The sequence below is a fragment of the Pseudoxanthomonas sp. LjRoot127 genome, from assembly GCF_964253495.1.
In the GTDB taxonomy this organism is placed as follows: Bacteria; Pseudomonadota; Gammaproteobacteria; order Xanthomonadales; family Xanthomonadaceae; genus Pseudoxanthomonas_A.
Genome location: NZ_CAXUQR020000001.1, coordinates 2,678,167 through 2,696,656, shown reverse-complemented (window position 1 = coordinate 2,696,656; position 18,490 = coordinate 2,678,167). Strand labels below are relative to the sequence as shown.

Here is an 18,490-nt window from a genome sequence, read left to right as displayed (position 1 = left end):
CCAGCTTTTCCCCGTAACGCATGCACCTGCCATTCGTCAGGGTGATGCTGCTGGTGGTCCTGTCATGGATTGCCGGCTGCGCCTCCACCCCCAACGCTCCTTCCGCGCCTCAGCCTCGCACCGTACTGCTCGTCTCCATCGACGGCCTGCGTGCCGACATCCCCGGCAGTGGCCGCATGCCGACGCTGGATGCGCTGTTCGCGCAAGGCGCGCATGCCGCCTGGCTGAACCCGTCCTACCCGACGCTGACGTTCCCCAATCACTACACCCTGGTGACCGGGCTGCGTCCTGATCGCCACGGCATCGTGCACAACGACATGCGGGATGCCGTGCTTGGGCAGTTCGAATCGAAGAAAGCCTCCGGGCGCGACGGCCGGTTCTGGGGCGGCGAACCGGTCTGGATCGGCGCCCAGCGCGCCGGCCTGAAGACGGCGACGATGTTCTGGCCCGGTTCGGAAGCGGAAATCGCGGGCGGACGCCCCGACCATTGGCGCCCCTTCGATAGTGGAACAACGCCCGCCCAGCGCGTGGCCAGCGTCCTGGCGTGGCTGGACCTGCCGGCGGCCGAGCGCCCGCGCTTCATCACCCTGTATCTCGAACAGTACGATGTCGCCGCGCATGCCGACGGCACTTTTTCGCCCCGGGCACTCGCTGCCATGCACGAGATCGACGACGCCCTCGCGGCGTTGCTGCGCGGCCTGGAGGCGCGGCGCCTGCGGGATTCGACCAACCTGATCGTGCTGTCGGACCATGGCATGGCCGATGTGCGCAGCGTCGATACCGCCTATCTCGACGACGTGCTGCCGGAGGCCCTGTTCTCCTGGTCCTCGCTCGGTCCCGTCGCCCACATCACCCCGCGCCCCGGCCAGGAAGCGGACGTGGCGCGCCGCCTGGTCGGCCGCCACGACCATTACACCTGCTGGAGCAAGGAAACGCTGCCCGCGGCCTGGCACTACGGGCGCAATCCGCGCATAGCGCCCTTCGTGTGCCAGTCGGACGTCGGCTGGCGCCTGCAGCTGCATCGCCACCCACTGCCCAGGCAGCCCGTGAAAGGCGAGCACGGCTTCGCACCGGAAGACCCGCAGATGCGTGCGTTCTTCGTGGCCACCGGCCCCGACTTCGTCCCGAACGCGGCGCTGCCCGCCTTCGACAACGTCGACGTCTATCCCCTGCTCGCCCACTTGCTGGGAATACCTGCGGCCCCGAACGACGGCACGCTCGATACCTTCGCGCCTGTCCTGCGGCCGCGGACGCCGTCGCCGCATTGATGTCCGGAAACGGCGAGTCCTAACGCGTGGCCGGTGCTAGCCTGCGCGCATGTCCGATGCCGCCAGCCTGCTGCCCGACCGCCACGTCTGCGAACAGGCGCGGCTGAGCCGCGATCCGCGCTTCGATGGGCTGTTCTTCACCGCCGTCACCAGCACGCGGATCTACTGCCGGCCGGTGTGCCCGGCACCGGCGCCGAAACCGCAGAACATCGTCTACTACCGGAACGCAGCGGCCGCAGAAGCCGCGGGCTTCCGCCCCTGCCTGCGCTGCCGGCCGGAACTGGCACCGGGCGATGGCACGTGGCGGCGTGGCGATGAAGTGGTGGCGCGCGCATTGAAGCTGATCGACCAGGGTGCACTGGTCGATGCGCCCGTGGCGAACCTTGCCGAACGCGTGGGCCTGGGCGAACGGCAACTGCGGCGGCTGTTCACCGATCGTCTCGGTGCCACGCCGGTGGATGTGCACGGCACGCGCCGCCTGTTGTTCGCCAAACAGCTGCTGACCGAAACCACGCTGCCGATCACGCAGGTGGCGCTGGCCGCCGGCTTCGGCAGCCTGACCCGGTTCAATACGGCGTTCCGCGAGGAATACCGGATGGCGCCGCGCGACCTGCGCAAGCGCGAGCTGCCGCCGACGCACGAGGTGATGACGTTGCGGCTCGGTTATCGCCCGCCGTACGACTTCACCGCGATGCTCGATTTCCTGCGTGGCCGTGCGTTGCCCGGCGTGGAAGTCGTCGATGAGCGCAGCTACCTGCGCGTGATCGGCACGTCGGACGCACCCGGCTGGCTCCGCGTCAGCGCGTGGGACGCCAGTTCGCACGCACTGAGGTTGGAACTGCACGGCAGCGCCCCGAGCGACCTATTGCAGATCGTCAGCCGCCTTCGCCGCATGTTCGACCTGGATGCGGATCCCGCCGCGATCGCCGACGCACTCGGCGACGATCCGCGATTGCGGCCGCTGCTGGCCGCGCGTCCCGGCCTGCGCCTGCCCAGCGGATGGGATGGCTTCGAGATCGCGGTGCGCGCGGTGATCGGCCAGCAGGTCAGCGTAGCCGCGGCGCGCACGTTGACCGCACGCCTCGCACAACGGCACGGCACGCCGCTCGCGATCCCGTTCGACGGACTGACGCACCTGTTCCCCACACCGGATCTCCTGGCCGATGTGGACCTGACGGAGATCGGCCTGACCCGCGCACGCGCCGAGACAATCCGCGGGTTGTCGCGCGCGTTGCTGGATGGGCGGGTGGATTTCCGGCCCGAGCGCACGCTGGAGGATTTCACGTCGCGCTGGATCGCCCTGCCCGGCATCGGTCCGTGGACCGCGCACTACATGGCGCTGCGCGCGCTCGGCCACCCGGATGCGTTTCCCGCCGACGATCTGGTGCTGCAGAAGGCCGTGCCGACCGACGGCACGCGAATGACCGCCAAAGCGCTGACTGCGCGCGCCGAAGCGTGGCGGCCTTGGCGCGGCTATGCGGTGATCCATGTGTGGAAGGGCAGCATGGCGGCGCCCAAAGCGTCTGCTGTTGTAGGAGCGACGTAAGTCGCGACCGGGATCCTTCCGACAACAAAGCATTTTCATTCATACGGTCGCGACTTACGTCGCTCCTACCTTGAGCTTTCCACCATGATCCTCTTCCGCCGTCTCGACAGCCCTGTGGGCACGCTCACCCTCGCCGCGAACGAGGACGGGCTGCATGCGATCGAGTTCCCATGCAACCGGCATCCGGCAGATCGGGAAGGTTGGACACCGGGCGATCATCGCGTGCTCGATATGGCGGCGCGCCAGTTGGACGCCTATTTCGCGGCGAAGCGACGCGATTTCGATCTTCCGCTGGCGCCGCGCGGTACCGACTTCCAGCGCACCGTGTGGATGGCGCTGGCGGGGATCGGCTATGGCGAGACGATCAGCTACGCGCAATTGGCGCAGCGAGTGGGGAAGCCCACCGCGATGCGCGCGGTGGGTGCGGCGAACGGGCGCAATCCACTGCCCATCGTGCTGCCCTGCCACCGCGTGATCGGTGCGGACGGTGCGCTCACCGGTTTCGGCGGCGGCCTGCCGACCAAGCAGTTCCTGCTGGAACTGGAAGGTGCGCAGCCCAGGTCGCGCGACCTGTTCGGCTGAGCCGGGTCACATCCCGCGGAAGCGCTGCTGGAAGGCGCCGCTGACCGGCAGCACGTCGTCGCGTCCCTTGACGCTCAACAGGTGCCGGCCGAGTTCGTCCTTGCGCACGCGGTCGATGGCCTGCACGCGCACCAGCACGCCGCGGTGCACCTGCCAGAACACGTCCGGGTCGAGTCCGCCGAGCAGATCCTTCAAGGGCATGCGGATGATGGCTTCGTCATCGGCGGTGACCACGCGCACGTACTTGTCCTGCGCCTGGAAGAACAGCACCTCGTCGATCGCGATCATGCGCACGCTGTCGCCGACGCTGGCGGTGATCCAGCGGATCAGGCGATCGCCCTGCGGCCGCAGGCGCGCTTCCAGATCGTCGATCAGCATGCGCATGTCCGGTGCGCGCGTTTCGGCCAGGCGTGCCTGCATGCGCTCCACTGCCTGCGCCAGGCGCGCGTCCTGCACCGGCTTCAACAGGTAGTCCGCCGCACCGGCCTCGAACGCACGGATGGCGTAATCCTCGTACGCGGTGGTGAACACCACCAACCCGCCTTGCGCCACTACCTGCCGGGCGACGTCCAGGCCGCTGACGCCCGGCATGCGGATGTCGAGGAAGGCGACCTGCGGGCGGTGTTGCGCGACGGCATCCAGTGCCGACAGGCCATCCTCGCAGATGGCCACGATCTCGAGCTCCGGCCACGCCGCGCGCAGCTGTTGCTGCAGCGCGCGGCGCTGCGGCGCTTCGTCTTCGGCGATCAGGGCGGTGACGGCCTTCATGCCGACGACCCTAGCGGCACGCGGATCTCCGCGCAAACACCGCGACCGTCGACGGCCGGCGTCAAGGCGAACGCGGCACGCGTGCCGTAACGCGCCGACAGTTGTTCGCGCACGTTCGCCAGGCCCACGCCGGTACTCAGGCCGGGGCGTAGGCCGGCGCCATCGTCGCGCACCTGCACGCGCAGCATGCCGTCCTCGCGGACCGCCTCGATGTCGATGCGGCCCGGACCCGGCCTGGGTTCGATGCCGTGCTTGATCGCGTTCTCCACCAGCGTGATCAGCAGCGAGGGCGGGAACGGCGACGCGCGCACCGCATCGTCGGCGCGCACGGCGTACGCCAGCCGGCCGCCCATGCGCACCTGCATCAGTGCGAGGTAACTGCTGCAGATATCGAGCTGCTGGCCGAGCGTGGCGTGCAGGCCGCGGTCGTCGCGCAGTTTCGGAATGGTGGCGCGCAGGAAATCGACCAGCGCATCCAGCGTGGCTTCGGCCTGTGCGGGATCCTGCCGCACCAGCGCGCGCACCGAGGCCAGCGTATTGAACAGGAAATGGGGTTCCACCTGCGCCTGCAGCACGCCCAGGCGCAGGTCGGCTTCGTGCACGCGTCCTTCCAGCGCGCTGAGCTCGCGCCCATGGTGGTGCTCGTCCCAGCGGCGGTGTTCGCTGAAGTACGCGCGCAGCGCCAGCCCGCCGCCGAACAGACCGTAGACGACCACCAGCCCCGCGACGTTGATCGCCAGCCCGATCGCCTTCACCAACGGCGTCAAGGTGGGCGGATTCATCGACAGTCCCGCAGCCTCCAGGCCCGGCTTGATCAACTGTTCGATGTAGGACGATCCGACGCGATCGATGAAGAAGCTGAGCACCATGCCGACCAGCACGGCGATCACGACGGCCTTGCGCTCGCGCGCCACGGGCCATACACGATGCCGCACGGCGGTGGCCAACGCAGGTCCCAACGTGGCCATGAGACTGAAGACCACGAATTCGGTGAGGCCCACTTTGAGCGCGACGCCGAGGTCCTGTACCGCCACACCGCTGCCGGCGCCGATGAAGGCGGCGACCACCGCGATCACGCTGCAGAACAGCAGGCTGCGTCCGAGCAGCCAACGCAGGCCGAACACCGGATACTGACGGTAGCGACTCCATACCGCATCGCCGCCCACCAGCACTTCGGCGGGCAGCTTCTGTCGCAGCGGATAGGTCCGCTCCATGCTTACTTCCTCTCGCCGCGCAGTTGCTGGCCGGCCTGCTTCAGCGTCAGCGCGACCACCTTGCCGGCCGCATCGCGTTCGAAGCGGATTTCAGCACCGACGGCGTCCATGACGAACACATCGCGTTCGACCGCCTGCACCGGCAGCGCCGGCTGGCCCGTGCCCTGGATGGTCAGCGTCTCGCCCTGCGCCTTCACCGTGAGCGCGAACGCGGGCACCAGCGGGTATTCGCCTTCGTATTCGCGCAATGCGGCCGCATCGATCTTCAACACAGGCTTCGCCGCGGCGGCATCGATCCGCTTGGCCGGCAGCACGCCCCCCATCTGCATCCACGTGAACGACTGGCCCGCCGCCGTGCGCTGCGGCCGCAGCACCGCGTCGAACTCGCGCGGATAGAAATCGCCTGCGCTGTCGTAGCCCATCGCATACGCGCCCTGGCCGGCCACCTGGATTTCCAGCGCATCACCCTTGCGGCGCAGGACCATCTTCATGCCACCGGCGAGTTCGTATTCGCCGGCGAGTGCGTCGAGCAACGTGCCGTCCGGCGTGGCCTCGCGGCGCGGCGTGCCGAGGGGGAAGCTGACATCAACCAGATGCAGGCCCAGCGAGCCTAGGCTGCCGATGGAGTTCCAGGTCGTGTCGGAGAGGATCACCACGCCGCGCTGCTTGTCCTTGTCGAACGACACGAACGACGAGAAACCACCGGTGCCGCCTTCGTGCACGTGCACGGTGCGTCCGCCAACGGGCATCAGCATCCAGTTCATCGCCATCGGTGGCGCGTCCGACACCTTCTGCTGCGAACGCTGCAAAGCGGCCGAGATCGAGGTGGATTCGGTTCCCAACTGGCCTTGCACGTAGCGCACCATGTCATCGAGCGTGGCGCGCACGCCGCCGACACCGGCGAGGTTGGTCTGGAAATGCCAGGCGGACGTGGCCCGTGCGTTCGGCGTATGGCCCACGGCTGCGCGCACACCGGCGGGCGCCACGTTGACATAGGCATGTCGCATGCCGAGCGGCGCGAACAGGCGCTGCTTCAGCAGCGTCTCCATATCCGTGCCCGCACGACGCGCGACGGCGTACGAGAGCACCATCGAGGCGAAGTTGGAGTATTCGAACTTGTTGCCGGGCGCTGCGGTGAGGGTGACGTCGCCCAACGAGGCGAGCAATGCGGCTTCGTCCAGCTTCGCGTACGGGTCCGTCATGTCCGGTGCACCCATGCGGGAGGGCAGCGCCGGGAGTCCGGAGGTGTGGGTCACGATGTGGCGCAGCAGGATCGGCTGGCCCTGGAACTGCGGCAGCTTCGTGCCGTCGGGCAGCCACGCTGAGAGCGGATCGTCCAGCGAACCTTTCCCCTGCCCGATCAGGTCGGCGAGCAAGGCAGCCGTCATGGTCTTGCTGACCGAGCCGATCTCGAAGGCGGCATCGGGCCCGATGCGCGACGCATCCTTCGCATCCGCGCACTGGTAGGTGCGGGCGACGGTGCCGGCTTCGATGACCGCGACGGCCATGCAGGCCCCGGTGCGATCGCCCTGCAGGCGCTGCTGGACCTTGCCGGCCAGCGCCTGGTCGGTCATGGCATGGGCGGGCGTGACGGCGGCGAAGCCGGCGGCGGCAAGGGCGAGAGCGATCGAATGAGCATAGGCCATGGCGGTTCTCCTGACGGGATGGTGGCCATGCTGGCGGACGCCGTCGCCACGCGTGCGGGTCTGCGATGGACGACCCGGTGGCCGCGATGAACGCCGCGATCCCGCGGATGGCCGGCGCGCCAAGCCCTAGTCGCCCAGCAGCTGGCGCACGGTGGTGCCGTAGCGACGCGCGATGGCATCGCCGTCCACGTGGCGGCCTTCGGTGACCACCTCGCGGCCACCGACCCGGACCGCGCGGACCAATGGCCGGTTTCCCGCGAACAGCCAGCGGTCGACCACGTCGTCGGTCGTCGCGCCTGCCAGCGCGGTGGCATCGGCATCCAGCCAGACGGCGTCCTGCGGATCCGGCGCAAGGCCCGTGGCATCCGCCTCGCTGTCCAGTACTCCCGCCAGCAGGGTACGGCCGACACTCGGCGAACCCGGCAGCACCGCGATGTTGCGATGGCGCGTGATGATTCGCTGGCCGTACTCCAGCCAGCGCAGCTCTTCCACCGGCGATACCGAGACGTGCGAATCCGAACCGATGCCCCAGCGGCCGCCGGCCTGCAGGAACTCGCGCAGCGGGAACAGGCCATCGCCGAGGTTCGCTTCCGTCGTGGGACAGATCGCGACGGTGGCGCGGCTGTCGGCGATGCCACGTGTTTCTTCCGGCGTCAGGTGCGTGGCGTGCACCAGCGTCCAGCGCCGATCGACCGGGAATTCGCGCAACAACCATTCCACCGGGCGCGCGTCGCGCAGCGCCAGGCAGTCCTGTACCTCACCCACCTGTTCGGCAATGTGGATGTGCACCGGCGCATCGGCAGACAGTGCGGACAGCACCTCGCGCATGGCGGCTTCCGGCACGGCACGCAGGCTGTGGAACGCACAGCCGACGCGCAGCCGCGCGTCCTGCAGCGGACGCAGGGCTTCGAGCAGGCGTAGGAACCCATCCACGTCGTGCCCGAACCTCCGCTGGCGCGCCGACAGTTCGCGACCGTCGAAGCCGCCCGTCATGTACAGCACCGGCAACAGGGTCATGCCGATGCCGGTGTCGCGCGCGGCGGCGATCAAGGCGTTCGACATCGCCGCAGGGTCGTCGTAGGGCGCGCCGTCGGGCTGGTGGTGCACGTAATGGAACTCGCACACGCGGGTGTAGCCGGCTTCCAGCATCTCGGCGTACAGCTGCGACGCCACCGCGTAGGTGCTCTCGGGCGTCATCCGCGCGGCGAAGCGGTACATGATTTCCCGCCAGGTCCAGAAACTGTCTTCGGGATTCGTCTGGTGCTCGGCCATCCCCGCCATCGCCCGCTGGAAGGCGTGCGAATGCAGGTTGGCGATGCCGGGAACGCGCCATCCTGCGTCGGTCAGGACGGGCAGGCCTGCGTGGGAATCGGGATTCGACATGGCGGTGCTTACGGCCGGCGACAGGGGTGCGTTAGGCTACCGCGTCGCCCACGCCAAGACACGCCCGCCGCCATGCTTGCCATCGTCCTCTCGCTGGTTGCCGTCGCCCTCGCGCTGATGGCAGTCTTCATCGCCGTGCAGGCGCAGAAGAAGAAAGGTGGCGCCGGAGATCGCGTGAACGATGGCGGCTCCACCACGCACGGCGACATGGGCTGCGCATCCGACAGCGGAGGCGGTGGCTGCGATGGTGGCGGTGGAGGCGACTGACGACATGGAGACGCGCTGGGATGGCCTGCTGGTCAACGCCCGCCTGGTCACGCTGGCCGGCGATGCCGGCTATGACGTGGTGGAGAACGGTGCGCTGGGCTGGCGCGACGGCGCATTCGTGTTCGCGGGTCGCCTCGCGGATCTGCCAGCTCCACCGGCGTCGCTAACCGATCAGATCGTGGACGCGCAGGGCGATTGGGTGACGCCTGGCCTAGTGGATTGCCACACGCATGTGGTGTTCGCCGGCGACCGGGCTGGCGAGTTCGAACAGCGCCTGCAGGGCGCCAGCTACGAAGACATCGCGCGCGCCGGCGGCGGCATCGTGTCCACGGTACGGGCCACGCGCGCCGCCAGCGAGGACGCCCTGCTCGACGCCTCGCTGCCGCGCGCGCGCGCCTTGCGCGACGACGGCGTGACGACGCTGGAGATCAAGTCCGGCTACGGCCTCGACTTCGACAATGAACGCAAGATGCTGCGCGTGGCGCGCCGCATCGGCGACATCCTCGGTATCACCGTGCGCACCACCTTCCTTGGTGCGCATGCGCTGCCGCCCGAGTTCGCCGGGCGCGAGGACCACTACATCGACGCCGTGTGCACGTGGCTGCCGACGCTGCACGAGGAAGGTCTGGTGGACGCGGTGGATGCCTTCTGCGAGCGTATCGGCTTCACGGCGGCGCAGACGCAGCGCGTGTTCGAAGCGGCGCGCGCATTGGGCATCCCGGTGAAGCTGCATGCCGACCAGCTCAGCGATGGTGGCGGCGCGGCGTTGGTCGCGGCATTCGATGGCCTGTCGGCCGACCACGTGGAATACACGTCCGAGGCCGGCGTTGCGGCGATGGCGCGCGCAGGCAGCGTGGCGGTCCTGCTGCCGGGTGCCTTCCACGTGCTGCGCGAAACGAAACTGCCGCCGCTGGAGGCGTTCCGCGTTCATGGCGTGCCGATGGCGGTGGCGACGGACTGCAACCCGGGCACGTCGCCCCTGCAGTCGCTGCGCCTGGCCATGTCGCTGGCCTGTACGCATTTCCGCCTGACCCCGGAGGAAGCGCTGCGCGGCGCCACCGTGCATGCTGCGCAGGCGCTGGGCCTCGAGGATCGCGGCCGTCTGGTAGTGGGACAGCGCGCGGACTTCGTGCGCTGGCGCATCGGCCAGCCAGCGCAACTGGCGTATTGGCTGGGCGGCGATCTGGTCTCGGCCGTGCATGTGGGCGGTCTTGTCGTGAGTCCCCCCTGAAAAACAAAAACCCCGGCGAGAGCCGGGGTCTTGCGTTCGCGACCGGCGTGCGGGCGCGGCGGGCTTACTTGGCGACAGCCTTCTTGGCCACGGCCTTCTTCGCCGGCGCCTTCACGACCGACTTCTTGGCGGTAGCCGTGGCGGCGATGCCCGCCTTGGCGACGGTACGCTTGCGCGCGTTGCCGTAGCTGGACGAATAGCGCTTGCCCTTGGCCGTCTTGCGATCACCCTTGCCCATCTGTGTTCTCCTGATTCAATGAAAAGTCCGCCCGGACGAGGGCGGCTGCGCGGGCATCCACCAGACCGGGGCGCCGCGCGCGAGGCCGCAAAGCCTACCACAGCGGGGCCTCCGCGGCCGCTGCCGCCGTGTCGCCGGACTCAGTGGGCGCAGCTGGCGTCGTGCACGTGCCAATGGTTCAGGCGCAGGTTCAGCAGGTGCGCCAGCCCCACCAGCAGCCCCCCCACCGTCATCACGACGGCATGGGGCACTGCGGCTTCGTGCAAGGGCGCATACAGCACGCCGGCCCACAGGGCCATCAGACCGAACAGCAACATGCCCAGCGCGCGGAAGGCCCGGTGCCGGCGGTAGCCCCATACCAGGCTGAAAAGCCCCAGCACCGTGACGAACACGACGAAGCCGCGTTCGAAGCCATCGCCTAGCCAGATCGACAGTCCGAGCGACGGAATCACCGCCAGCAGCAGCGGCGTGATGGCGCAATGCAGCGCGCACACCAGCGAGCCGGCGGCGGCGAAGCGGTCGAGCAGCGATCGGAACGAGGACTTCATGGAGACGAGTATGACTTCCGGGAGGGTTATATTGTCACTATTGGTATAATATAACATCATTCGCAACCCCACCTGAGTGATCCCCCTTCCATGCCTTCCCCACGCCGTCTCGCCCGCCCTGCTCCTCGCCTGCTGGTGACCGCCCTCGCCCTCGCGCTGGCCTCCCCCCTCGCTTTCGCCAACGACGCCGGCGCCCCCCAGGCCAAGGACCTGGACGCGGTCGTCGTCACGGCCTCGCCGCTGAAGGGGAATGCCGAATCCGTCGCCACGCCCGTGGATGTCCTCTACGGCGAAGACCTGGACAAGGCCAAGGCCGGCACGCTGGGCGAGACGGTCGCCAAGCTGCCGGGCGTGCAGACCACCTACTTCGGCACGGGCGTTGGCCGGCCGATCATCCGCGGCCAGGAGGGACCGCGCGTGCAGGTGCTGTCCGGCGGCCTCGGCTCGATGGATGCCTCCACGGTGAGCGCCGACCATGCGGTCAGCATCGAACCCTTCCTCGCCGACCAGATTGAAGTGCTGAAGGGCCCGGCGACCCTGCTGTTCGGCAGCGGCGCCATCGGCGGCGCCGTCAATGTCGTGGACGGCCGCCTGGCCGAATCGATCCCCGACCAGCCTCTCAGCGGCCGCGCCGAAGTCCGCGGCAACACGGTCAACGACGAACGCACCGGCATGTTCCGCCTCGACGGTGTGAGCGGAAACTGGGTGCTGCACGTCGATGGCCTGGTGCGCGACACCGACGACTACGACATTCCCGGCGTCGCGATCCTGCACGACCATGAGGAAGGCGAGGAACACGAAGAGGAACCCCAGCCTGACGGCACGCTGCCGAACAGTTCGCTCAGCACCAAGGCAGGCGCGGTCGGCGCTACCTATCTCGGTGACCGTGGCTATTTCGGCCTTGCCGCCAGCACCTACCGCAGCAACTACGGGATTCCCGGCGGTGCCCACGTGCATGGCGAGGAAGACCACGACCACGACCATGACGGAGAAGCAGACCACGATGACGAGGCGCACGAAGAAGGCCCCGTGCGCATCGACATGGTGCAGAACCGGTGGGACGTGAAGGCTGGCGTCTACGACCCGGTGTCGTTCCTGGAAAGCCTCAACCTGCGTGCCGCGTGGAACGACTACGAACATGTCGAGCTGGAAGGCGACGAGATCGGCACGCGCTTCACCAACGAGGGGTATGACGCCCGGCTGGAAGCGGTGCAGAAACCGTGGAACGGCTGGCGCGGCGCCTTCGGCCTGCAGGTCGGCAGTACCGACTTCAGCGCGGTGGGGGCGGAGGCCTTCGTGCCGTCCACGGTCACGGACACCCTCGGGTTGTTCGTCCTGCAGCAGAAGGACTTCGGCCCATGGAAGCTGGAACTGGGCGGCCGCTACGACCAGGTCAAGCTGAAGCCCGACGACCGCGCATCGATCGATTTCGGCGCCACCAATCTGTCGGCCGCGGCGATCTGGCGCCTGAGCGACGGCTTCGACCTGCGCTTCGGCCTGGACCGGTCGGAGCGCGCGCCGACCAACGAAGAACTGTTCGCTGGCGGCACGCACGTGGCCACGCAGTCGATCGAGATCGGGGATGCCTCGCTGGATACGGAGAAAGGCGTGCGTGCGGAAATCGGCGCGCATTGGCACACCGATCGCGTCGACCTGAAGCTCGCGCTGTACCAGACCCGGTTCAATGACTTCGTCTACCTCACCGACACGGGCGTGGAAGAGGAAGGCTATCCGGTCCGACTGTGGACGCAGGACGATGCGACGTTCACCGGTGCCGAGGCGGAAGCCAAGATCCAACTGGCCGACACCGCCGCAGGTGCCTGGGACCTGCGCCTGTATGGCGACTACGTGCGCGCGAAGCTGGACGGCAATGGGCTGCGCACGGTCGCCTTCGAAGTCCCGCACGGCGACCACACGCACGGCTACGAAGTCGACATCGCGCAGGGCGGCTATCTGCCGCGCATCTCGCCGATGCGCGTCGGCGCCGACCTGGGCTGGTCGCTTGGCGGCTGGCGGGCTTCGCTGGGCGCGGTGCGCTACAGCAAGCAGGACGATGTGGCGCAGAACGAGGCGCCGAGCGACGGATACACGCTGGTCGATGCCCACATCGCATACCGGTGGGATCGCGTGGCATCGAGCTGGGAAGTGTTCCTGGACGGCAGCAACCTGACCGACGAAGAAGCCCGCCCGCATACCTCGCTACTGCGCGACTACGCGCCGTTGCCGGGCCGCGGCGTGGCGTTCGGCATCCGCGCGTACTTCTGATCGACACCTGACGGTCCTCCCCCGGGCGGCTGGCCTCCAAGGCAGCCGCCCTTCTTGACATCGATTATGTGCATATACACATAATTGGCTTCCTCTCGTGCGAGTCCGTGCATGCCCACCCCTACGCCCAGCGTCTGCACTTGCTTCCGGTTGAGGCGGGCCAGCCGGCGCGTGACCCAGGTGTACGACCACGAACTGGCGGCCGTCGGCCTGAGCCTCAACCAGTATTCGATCCTCCGCCGCACGGAACGCGAGCCTCGCGCGCTCGGCGGACTCGCGGACGAACTCGGCATGGATCGCACCACGCTGACCCGCAACCTCTCGCCGCTGGTGGACGCCGGTTTGCTGGAAACCGTGCGTGGCGAGGATGCACGTCAGCGCCTGGTCGCGCTGACGACCGAAGGACGGGCGCGGCTCACCCGCGCGAAACCCCGTTGGCAGCGCGCGCAAGCGGTCATCGACGGCTTGATGGGCGACACTGCCCTCAAACGCCTGCACGACGACCTCGACCGTCTCGACGATCTTCTGCGGAAACACCTGGGAGACGCTGCATGAGCGCCACCCTCGCAACACCCGCACCGCGCATGCACTGGGGCCTGCTGCTGGCCGCATCCGCCACTCTGATGATCACGATGGGAGCGCGGCAGACGACCGGACTGTTCGTCGCCCCGATCCACCAGGAAACGGGCATCGGCATCGCCGCGATCAGTTTCGCCCTCGCCATCGGCCAGTTCACCTGGGGCGCGGTGCAGCCCGTGTTCGGCGCGGTGGCGGACAAGCGCGGTTCGACCGGCGTGCTGGTGCTCGGCGCCGTCCTTCTCTCTCTGGGACTCGCGCTCACGCCCCACCTGACCTCGCCGTGGGGATTGATGTTCACGTTGGGCGTACTGACAGCGGCCGGCGCCGGCGCAGGCAGCTTCTCGATCCTGATCGGCGCGACCGCGCAACAACTGGCGCCCGAGAAGCGCTCGTTCGCCGCCGGCTTCATCAACGCGGGCGGATCGCTGGGCCAGTTCGTGTTCGCGCCGCTGGTGCAGGCCGTCATCGCGTTCGCCGGCTGGGCCAGTGCGATGTACACGCTCGCGGTCGCATCGCTGCTCGCGATCCCGCTGGCCTTCCCGCTGCGCAAGAAAGCCGTGGCGACGACGGGCGCGACCACGGCCACCGCGATCGGCGACATCAGCCTGAAGCAGCAGATCGCGCTCGCCCTGCGCGACCGTAGTTACTGGATGCTGCACCTCGGCTTCTTCACCTGCGGCGTGCACATCGCCTTCCTGGTGACGCACCTGCCGGGAGAAGTCGCGCTGTGCGGCCTGCCCGCCAGCGTGTCGGCCGTGGCGCTGATGCTGATCGGCCTGTTCAACGTGGCGGGCAGCCTGATCGCCGGCGCACTGGGCCAACGCGTGCGGATGAAATGGATCCTCGCGGTGATGTACGCCAGCCGCGCGGTGATGATCGCGTTGTATCTGGCATCGCCACCTACCTCGCTGACGTTCTACATCTTCGCCGCCGCGCTCGGCTTCACTTGGCTGGCCACGGTGCCGCCGACCGCCGGACTGGTCGGCAAGCTGTTCGGCCCGCGCTACCTGGGCACGCTGTTCGGATTGACCCTGCTGTCGCACCAGGTCGGCGGTTTCTTCGGCGCATGGCTGGGTGGCTTGGCGCTGGAGCGCTTCGGCGACTACACCTGGATGTGGTACGCGGACATGGTGTTGGCGCTGATCGCAGCGGTAGCGAACCTGCCGATCCGGGAAACGTCGCCTAAAGCAGTGCCGGAAGCGGCGTAGGAGCGTTGCCTTGTGGGAGCGACGTGAGTCGCGACGTCATGCCAGAGGGGGTTCGTCGCGACTTACGTCGCTCCCACAGCAAGCTGAGGCCTAAGCCTCGGCGCACCGCGCGCACAGCCCATGCACTTCCAGCGTTTGCGCCTGCGGCTGGAAGCCAAGCGCCTTGGCTCGCGCATCGAGTGCCGCTACCACGTCGCGGTCCTCCAGCTCCACCGCGCTGTGGCAGCGGTCGCAGATGAGGAACGGCACCGAGTGCTGCGCACTGTTCGGGTGATGGCAGGCGACGAACGCATTCATCGATTCGAGCTTGTGCACGAAACCGTTCGCCATCAGGAAATCCAGCGCGCGGTAGACGGTGGGCGGCGCATCGGCACCGACCCCCTTGGTCGCGCGCACCCATTCGAGCAGTTCGTAAGCCTTCACCGGCTTGCCGGCTTCGGCGATCAGTTGCAGTACTCGGGCGCGGATCGGGGTCAGCCGCAGGCCACGCTCCTGGCACGCGTGCTCCACCGCCGCCACGAAGGCTTGCGCATCGTGGACGTGGTGGTGCGGGTCGGTGCAGGCGTGGACTTGCGGCATGGGCGATCCGGAGTCAGGCGGACGTACCACTCTTGATGAGTGCGGCGTCGATGCGTTTCAAGGCTTCGTCGCGACCGGCCAGGTAGACGGTCTGCGAAATGTCGGGGCTGACCTGGGTGCCGGTGATCGCCACGCGCAGCGGCTGGGCCACCTTCCCCATACCGAGCTCCAGCGCGGCCGCAGCCTCGTGCAGGGCCATGGACACGCTCTCGGCGCTCCAGTCTGCCAGCGCCTCGAGCCGCTCGCGGGCCTTGGCCAGCGGTGCCTTCGCCGCGGCCCCGAGATGCTTGGCCACGGCAGCCTCGTCGTACACGTGCAACGGCTGGTACCAGACCACCGCCTTCTCGGCCATGTCCTTCAGCGTCTGCACGCGATCACGCAAGGCGATGACGACATCGGCGGGCGCAGGCCCGGCCGACGGATCGATACCGAGCTTTTCGAGCTGGTAGACCAGATGCGGCGCGACGTCCGAAGGCGCGTCGGTCTTCAGGTAGTGCTGGTTCACCCAGCCCAGCTTGGCCATGTCGAGGCGCGCGGCCTTGGAATTCACGTCCTTCACGTCGAACAGCTTGATCAGCTCCTGCAGCGAGAACAGTTCCTGGTCGCCATGCGACCAGCCCAGCCGCGCCAGGTAGTTGATCAGCGCGTGCGGCAGATAGCCGGCGTCCTTGTACTGCATCACGTCGGCCGCGCCGGTGCGCTTGGACAGCTTGGCACCCTGCTCGTCCAGGATCATCGGCATGTGCGCGAACTTCGGCACCGGCGCGCCCAGCGCTTCGTAGATGTTGATCTGGCGCGGCGTGTTGTTGATGTGGTCGTCGCCGCGGATAACTTCGGTGATGCCCATGTCCCAGTCGTCCACGACCACGGCGAAGTTGTACGTGGGGTAGCCGTCGGGGCGGAAGATCACCATGTCGTCGAGCTCGCTGTTGGCGATCTCGATGCGGCCCTTGATCAGGTCGTCGAAGGCGACCACGCCATCGAGCGGATTCTTGAAGCGGATGACGCGGTTCGGGTCGTCGCGGTGCGGCAGGCCCTGCTCGCGCGCGGCGCCGTTGTAGCGCGGCTTCTCCTGCTTCGCCATCGCGGCCTCGCGCATGGCGTCGAGTTCTTCGCGCGTCTCATAGGCGTAGTACGCCTTGCCGGCCGACACCAGCTGCTCGGCGACTTCGCGGTAACGGTCGATGCGCTGGGTCTGGTAGATCGGGCCTTCGTCGTAACCCAGGCCCAGCCAGTCCATCGCATCCAGGATCGCGTCGATCGCGGCCTGCGTGCTGCGCTCGCGGTCGGTGTCCTCGATGCGCAGGATGAAATCGCCGCCACGATGACGCGCTTCCAGCCAGCAGTACAGCGCCGTGCGGGCGCCACCGATGTGGAGGTAGCCGGTGGGACTGGGGGCGAAGCGGGTACGGCAGGCCATGGGCAACTCGATGGACGGAATACGGCGATTTTAACCCGCGCGCACCGCGTTTCCCCCTGCTCGTTCAGGGGGAGGGCTTAGAATCCCCGCATGACCACGCTCTTCATCTCCGATCTGCACCTGGACGCCGAACGCCCCGCCGTGACCGAGCTGTTCGGGACCTTCATGCAGGGGGAGGCCCGCCGCGCCGATGCGCTGTACATCCTGGGCGACCTTTTCGAGGCCTGGGTCGGCGACGACGACCCCTCGGAGACCGGCGCCTACGTGGCCGCCCGGACCCGCGAGGTGGCCGACGCCGGGGTGCCGGTGTACTTCATCCGGGGCAACCGCGATTTCCTCGTCGGCGATGCTTTCGCACGCCGGGCCGGCATGCGCATCCTGCCCGACCCCGCCGTCGTCATGCTGTACGGCAAGCCGGCGATCCTGATGCACGGCGATCTGCTGTGCACCGGTGACGTCGCGTATCAAGCGTTCCGCGCGCAGACACGCAATCCGGCCTGGCAGGCGCAGTTCCTGGCGCAGCCGCTGGCCGCACGGCTGGCCTTCGCGGCGCAGGCACGCGCTGCCAGCGCCGCGCACCAGGGCGGCATGAAGCAGAACGACAGGGCGCAGTTCGAAACCCTGACCGACGTGACGCCGGCGACGGTGGACGCCACGCTGGCCCAGTTCGGCATCGACACGCTGATCCACGGCCATACGCACCGCCCGGCGATCCACGACCTCGCGGTCGGTGATCGCACCTGCCGCCGCATCGTGCTGGGCGACTGGTACGAGCAGGGATCCGTACTGCGCGTCGAGCCTGACGGGATGGCGCTGGATTCGCTCTGAGCGTTGCGTGCGATGAGATGCAGTCCATGGGAGCGACGCAAGTCGCGATGAACTACCACGGTGCCGTCATCGCGACTTACGTCGCTCCCACCGCTGTTCCACCCTCGACGTCACGGCGCTTCCAGCGCCGCCAGTTCATCCTCGTCGAAACCCGCCAGCAGCCGCGCTTCGATATTGAACGGACCGTGCAGGTAGCCGCCCGCGTACTGCCTCAGCAGTTCACGGAAGCGCGCGCGCGGCTCGACGCCGCGCTGTTCGCAATACCAGCGGAACCAGCGTGACCCCGCGGCGACATGCGCGACTTCCTCGCGCAGGATGACGTCGAGGATCGCGACGGTCTGCTCATCGCCAAGGTCGCGCAGCTTCACGATCATGCCGGGCGTGACGTCCAGCCCGCGCGCTTCCAGTACGCGCGGTACCAGCGCCATCCGCGCAAGACCGTCATGTGCGGTCTTCTCGGTCATTTCCCAGAGGCCGTTGTGCGCGTCGAAGTCGCCGTAGTCGTAACCCAGTTCACGCAACCGGTCGCGCAGCAGCACGAAGTGGCGCGACTCGTCATGGGCCACGCCGACCCAGTCCGCATAGAACGCGGCCGGCAGTCCGCGGAAGCGGTACACCGCATCCCAGGCCAGATCGATGGCGTTGAGTTCGATGTGTGCGATGGCATGGATGAAGGCTGCCCTGCCCGGCACGCTGCCCAGTCCGCGGCGAGGCAGGTCGCGCGGGTGCACCAGCACGGGCCTGGGCGGACGTCCTGGCATGCGGATCGGCGCAGGCGGCGGCGCATCGGGGCAGGCTGCGAGTTCGCCGCGCGCGAACGCGGTGGCGTAGTCCTGCGTCAGCGCGACCTTCGTGTCGATGTCCCACGCGTCCAGGCAGATGCGCGCGGCCTCGAACAGCGTGGCCATGTCCGCCGGCCG

General features: G+C 68.2%; 18 protein-coding genes. 9 read left to right on the top strand and 9 right to left on the bottom strand.

Translation table 11 applies throughout. The features are described from left to right. The first annotated feature begins 20 nt into the window (after nucleotides 1-20). The 3 genes from ACSQ19_RS12505 (at nucleotide 21) to ACSQ19_RS12495 (ending at nucleotide 3,396) form a co-directional block, all read left to right on the top strand. Nucleotides 21-1,268 carry an ectonucleotide pyrophosphatase/phosphodiesterase gene (locus tag ACSQ19_RS12505; protein ID WP_435997345.1) on the top strand — a complete coding sequence of 416 codons (1,248 nt, stop codon included), beginning with the start codon at nucleotides 21-23 and terminating at the stop codon, nucleotides 1,266-1,268. Nucleotides 1,269-1,317: 49 nt separating this feature from the next. Continuing rightward, the gene (locus tag ACSQ19_RS12500) at nucleotides 1,318-2,814 is read left to right on the top strand and encodes an AlkA N-terminal domain-containing protein (RefSeq protein ID WP_435997343.1); all 1,497 of its coding nucleotides are present in this window, start codon (nucleotides 1,318-1,320) and stop codon (nucleotides 2,812-2,814) included. Nucleotides 2,815-2,898: 84 nt separating this feature from the next. Then, complete coding sequence (locus ACSQ19_RS12495) at nucleotides 2,899-3,396, top strand: methylated-DNA--[protein]-cysteine S-methyltransferase (protein ID WP_435997341.1); 498 nt, start codon at nucleotides 2,899-2,901, stop codon at nucleotides 3,394-3,396. Between the two features lie 6 nt (nucleotides 3,397-3,402). Here the strand turns inward: ACSQ19_RS12495 and ACSQ19_RS12490 are convergent, their stop codons facing one another. The 4 genes from ACSQ19_RS12490 to ACSQ19_RS12475 all read right to left on the bottom strand — a co-directional run bounded on the left by ACSQ19_RS12490 (nucleotide 3,403) and on the right by ACSQ19_RS12475 (nucleotide 8,407). Further along, nucleotides 3,403-4,164 (bottom strand): LytR/AlgR family response regulator transcription factor, encoded by a 762-nt coding sequence (locus ACSQ19_RS12490; protein WP_296279090.1) that lies wholly within the window; start codon nucleotides 4,162-4,164, stop codon nucleotides 3,403-3,405. Beyond that, nucleotides 4,161-5,378 carry a sensor histidine kinase gene (locus tag ACSQ19_RS12485; RefSeq protein ID WP_435997338.1) on the bottom strand — a complete coding sequence of 406 codons (1,218 nt, stop codon included), beginning with the start codon at nucleotides 5,376-5,378 and terminating at the stop codon, nucleotides 4,161-4,163. The genes ACSQ19_RS12490 and ACSQ19_RS12485 overlap by 4 nt, the downstream gene beginning before the upstream one ends. 2 nt (nucleotides 5,379-5,380) lie before the next feature. Next, nucleotides 5,381-7,024, bottom strand: coding sequence for a serine hydrolase (locus ACSQ19_RS12480; RefSeq protein WP_435997336.1), 1,644 nt, complete (start codon nucleotides 7,022-7,024; stop codon nucleotides 5,381-5,383). A 126-nt stretch (nucleotides 7,025-7,150) separates the two neighbouring features. Then, a complete protein-coding gene (locus ACSQ19_RS12475) occupies nucleotides 7,151-8,407 on the bottom strand; it encodes a formimidoylglutamate deiminase (protein WP_435997334.1) in 1,257 nt (418 codons plus the stop codon). Between the two features lie 72 nt (nucleotides 8,408-8,479). On the opposite strand from ACSQ19_RS12475, the gene ACSQ19_RS12470 reads away from it, so the two are divergent. Further along, entirely contained in the window at nucleotides 8,480-8,674 is a 195-nt protein-coding gene (locus tag ACSQ19_RS12470; protein ID WP_296279086.1) for a hypothetical protein, read from the top strand. 4 nt (nucleotides 8,675-8,678) lie between these two features. Further along, on the top strand, nucleotides 8,679-9,905 hold the full coding sequence (gene hutI, locus ACSQ19_RS12465; RefSeq protein WP_435997332.1) for an imidazolonepropionase: 1,227 nt from the start codon (nucleotides 8,679-8,681) through the stop codon (nucleotides 9,903-9,905). Nucleotides 9,906-9,969: 64 nt separating this feature from the next. Here hutI and ACSQ19_RS12460 read toward each other — a convergent pair whose 3' ends face one another. Together ACSQ19_RS12460 and ACSQ19_RS12455 are read right to left on the bottom strand one after the other, a co-directional pair. Further along, nucleotides 9,970-10,143: a 30S ribosomal protein THX gene (locus ACSQ19_RS12460; RefSeq protein ID WP_296279084.1), complete on the bottom strand. Its 174-nt coding sequence runs from the start codon at nucleotides 10,141-10,143 to the stop codon at nucleotides 9,970-9,972. Nucleotides 10,144-10,283: 140 nt separating this feature from the next. Continuing rightward, entirely contained in the window at nucleotides 10,284-10,691 is a 408-nt protein-coding gene (locus ACSQ19_RS12455; RefSeq protein WP_299341148.1) for a MerC domain-containing protein, read from the bottom strand. Nucleotides 10,692-10,781: 90 nt separating this feature from the next. Here ACSQ19_RS12455 and ACSQ19_RS12450 point away from each other — a divergent pair, with 90 nt between their 5' ends. The 3 genes from ACSQ19_RS12450 to ACSQ19_RS12440 all read left to right on the top strand — a co-directional run bounded on the left by ACSQ19_RS12450 (nucleotide 10,782) and on the right by ACSQ19_RS12440 (nucleotide 14,743). Further along, nucleotides 10,782-12,956, top strand: coding sequence for a TonB-dependent receptor (locus tag ACSQ19_RS12450; RefSeq protein ID WP_435997329.1), 2,175 nt, complete (start codon nucleotides 10,782-10,784; stop codon nucleotides 12,954-12,956). A gap of 171 nt (nucleotides 12,957-13,127) precedes the next feature. Beyond that, on the top strand, nucleotides 13,128-13,511 hold the full coding sequence (locus tag ACSQ19_RS12445) for a MarR family winged helix-turn-helix transcriptional regulator (RefSeq protein ID WP_435997327.1): 384 nt from the start codon (nucleotides 13,128-13,130) through the stop codon (nucleotides 13,509-13,511). After that, a complete protein-coding gene (locus tag ACSQ19_RS12440) occupies nucleotides 13,508-14,743 on the top strand; it encodes an MFS transporter (RefSeq protein ID WP_435997325.1) in 1,236 nt (411 codons plus the stop codon). Before ACSQ19_RS12445 ends, ACSQ19_RS12440 begins: the two co-directional genes overlap by 4 nt. Before the next feature lie 90 nt (nucleotides 14,744-14,833). On the opposite strand, the gene ACSQ19_RS12435 is transcribed toward ACSQ19_RS12440, so the two are convergent. Together ACSQ19_RS12435 and gltX are read right to left on the bottom strand one after the other, a co-directional pair. Continuing rightward, a complete protein-coding gene (locus ACSQ19_RS12435; RefSeq protein ID WP_435997323.1) occupies nucleotides 14,834-15,322 on the bottom strand; it encodes a transcriptional repressor in 489 nt (162 codons plus the stop codon). A gap of 13 nt (nucleotides 15,323-15,335) precedes the next feature. Continuing rightward, on the bottom strand, nucleotides 15,336-16,742 hold the full coding sequence (gene gltX / locus ACSQ19_RS12430) for a glutamate--tRNA ligase (RefSeq protein ID WP_435997321.1): 1,407 nt from the start codon (nucleotides 16,740-16,742) through the stop codon (nucleotides 15,336-15,338). Between the two features lie 90 nt (nucleotides 16,743-16,832). Here gltX and lpxH point away from each other — a divergent pair, with 90 nt between their 5' ends. Beyond that, nucleotides 16,833-17,570 carry a UDP-2,3-diacylglucosamine diphosphatase gene (gene lpxH, locus ACSQ19_RS12425; RefSeq protein ID WP_435997319.1) on the top strand — a complete coding sequence of 246 codons (738 nt, stop codon included), beginning with the start codon at nucleotides 16,833-16,835 and terminating at the stop codon, nucleotides 17,568-17,570. Nucleotides 17,571-17,680: 110 nt separating this feature from the next. On the opposite strand, the gene ACSQ19_RS12420 is transcribed toward lpxH, so the two are convergent. Then, entirely contained in the window at nucleotides 17,681-18,478 is a 798-nt protein-coding gene (locus ACSQ19_RS12420; RefSeq protein ID WP_435997317.1) for a ferritin-like domain-containing protein, read from the bottom strand. Nucleotides 18,479-18,490: the final 12 nt, after the last annotated feature.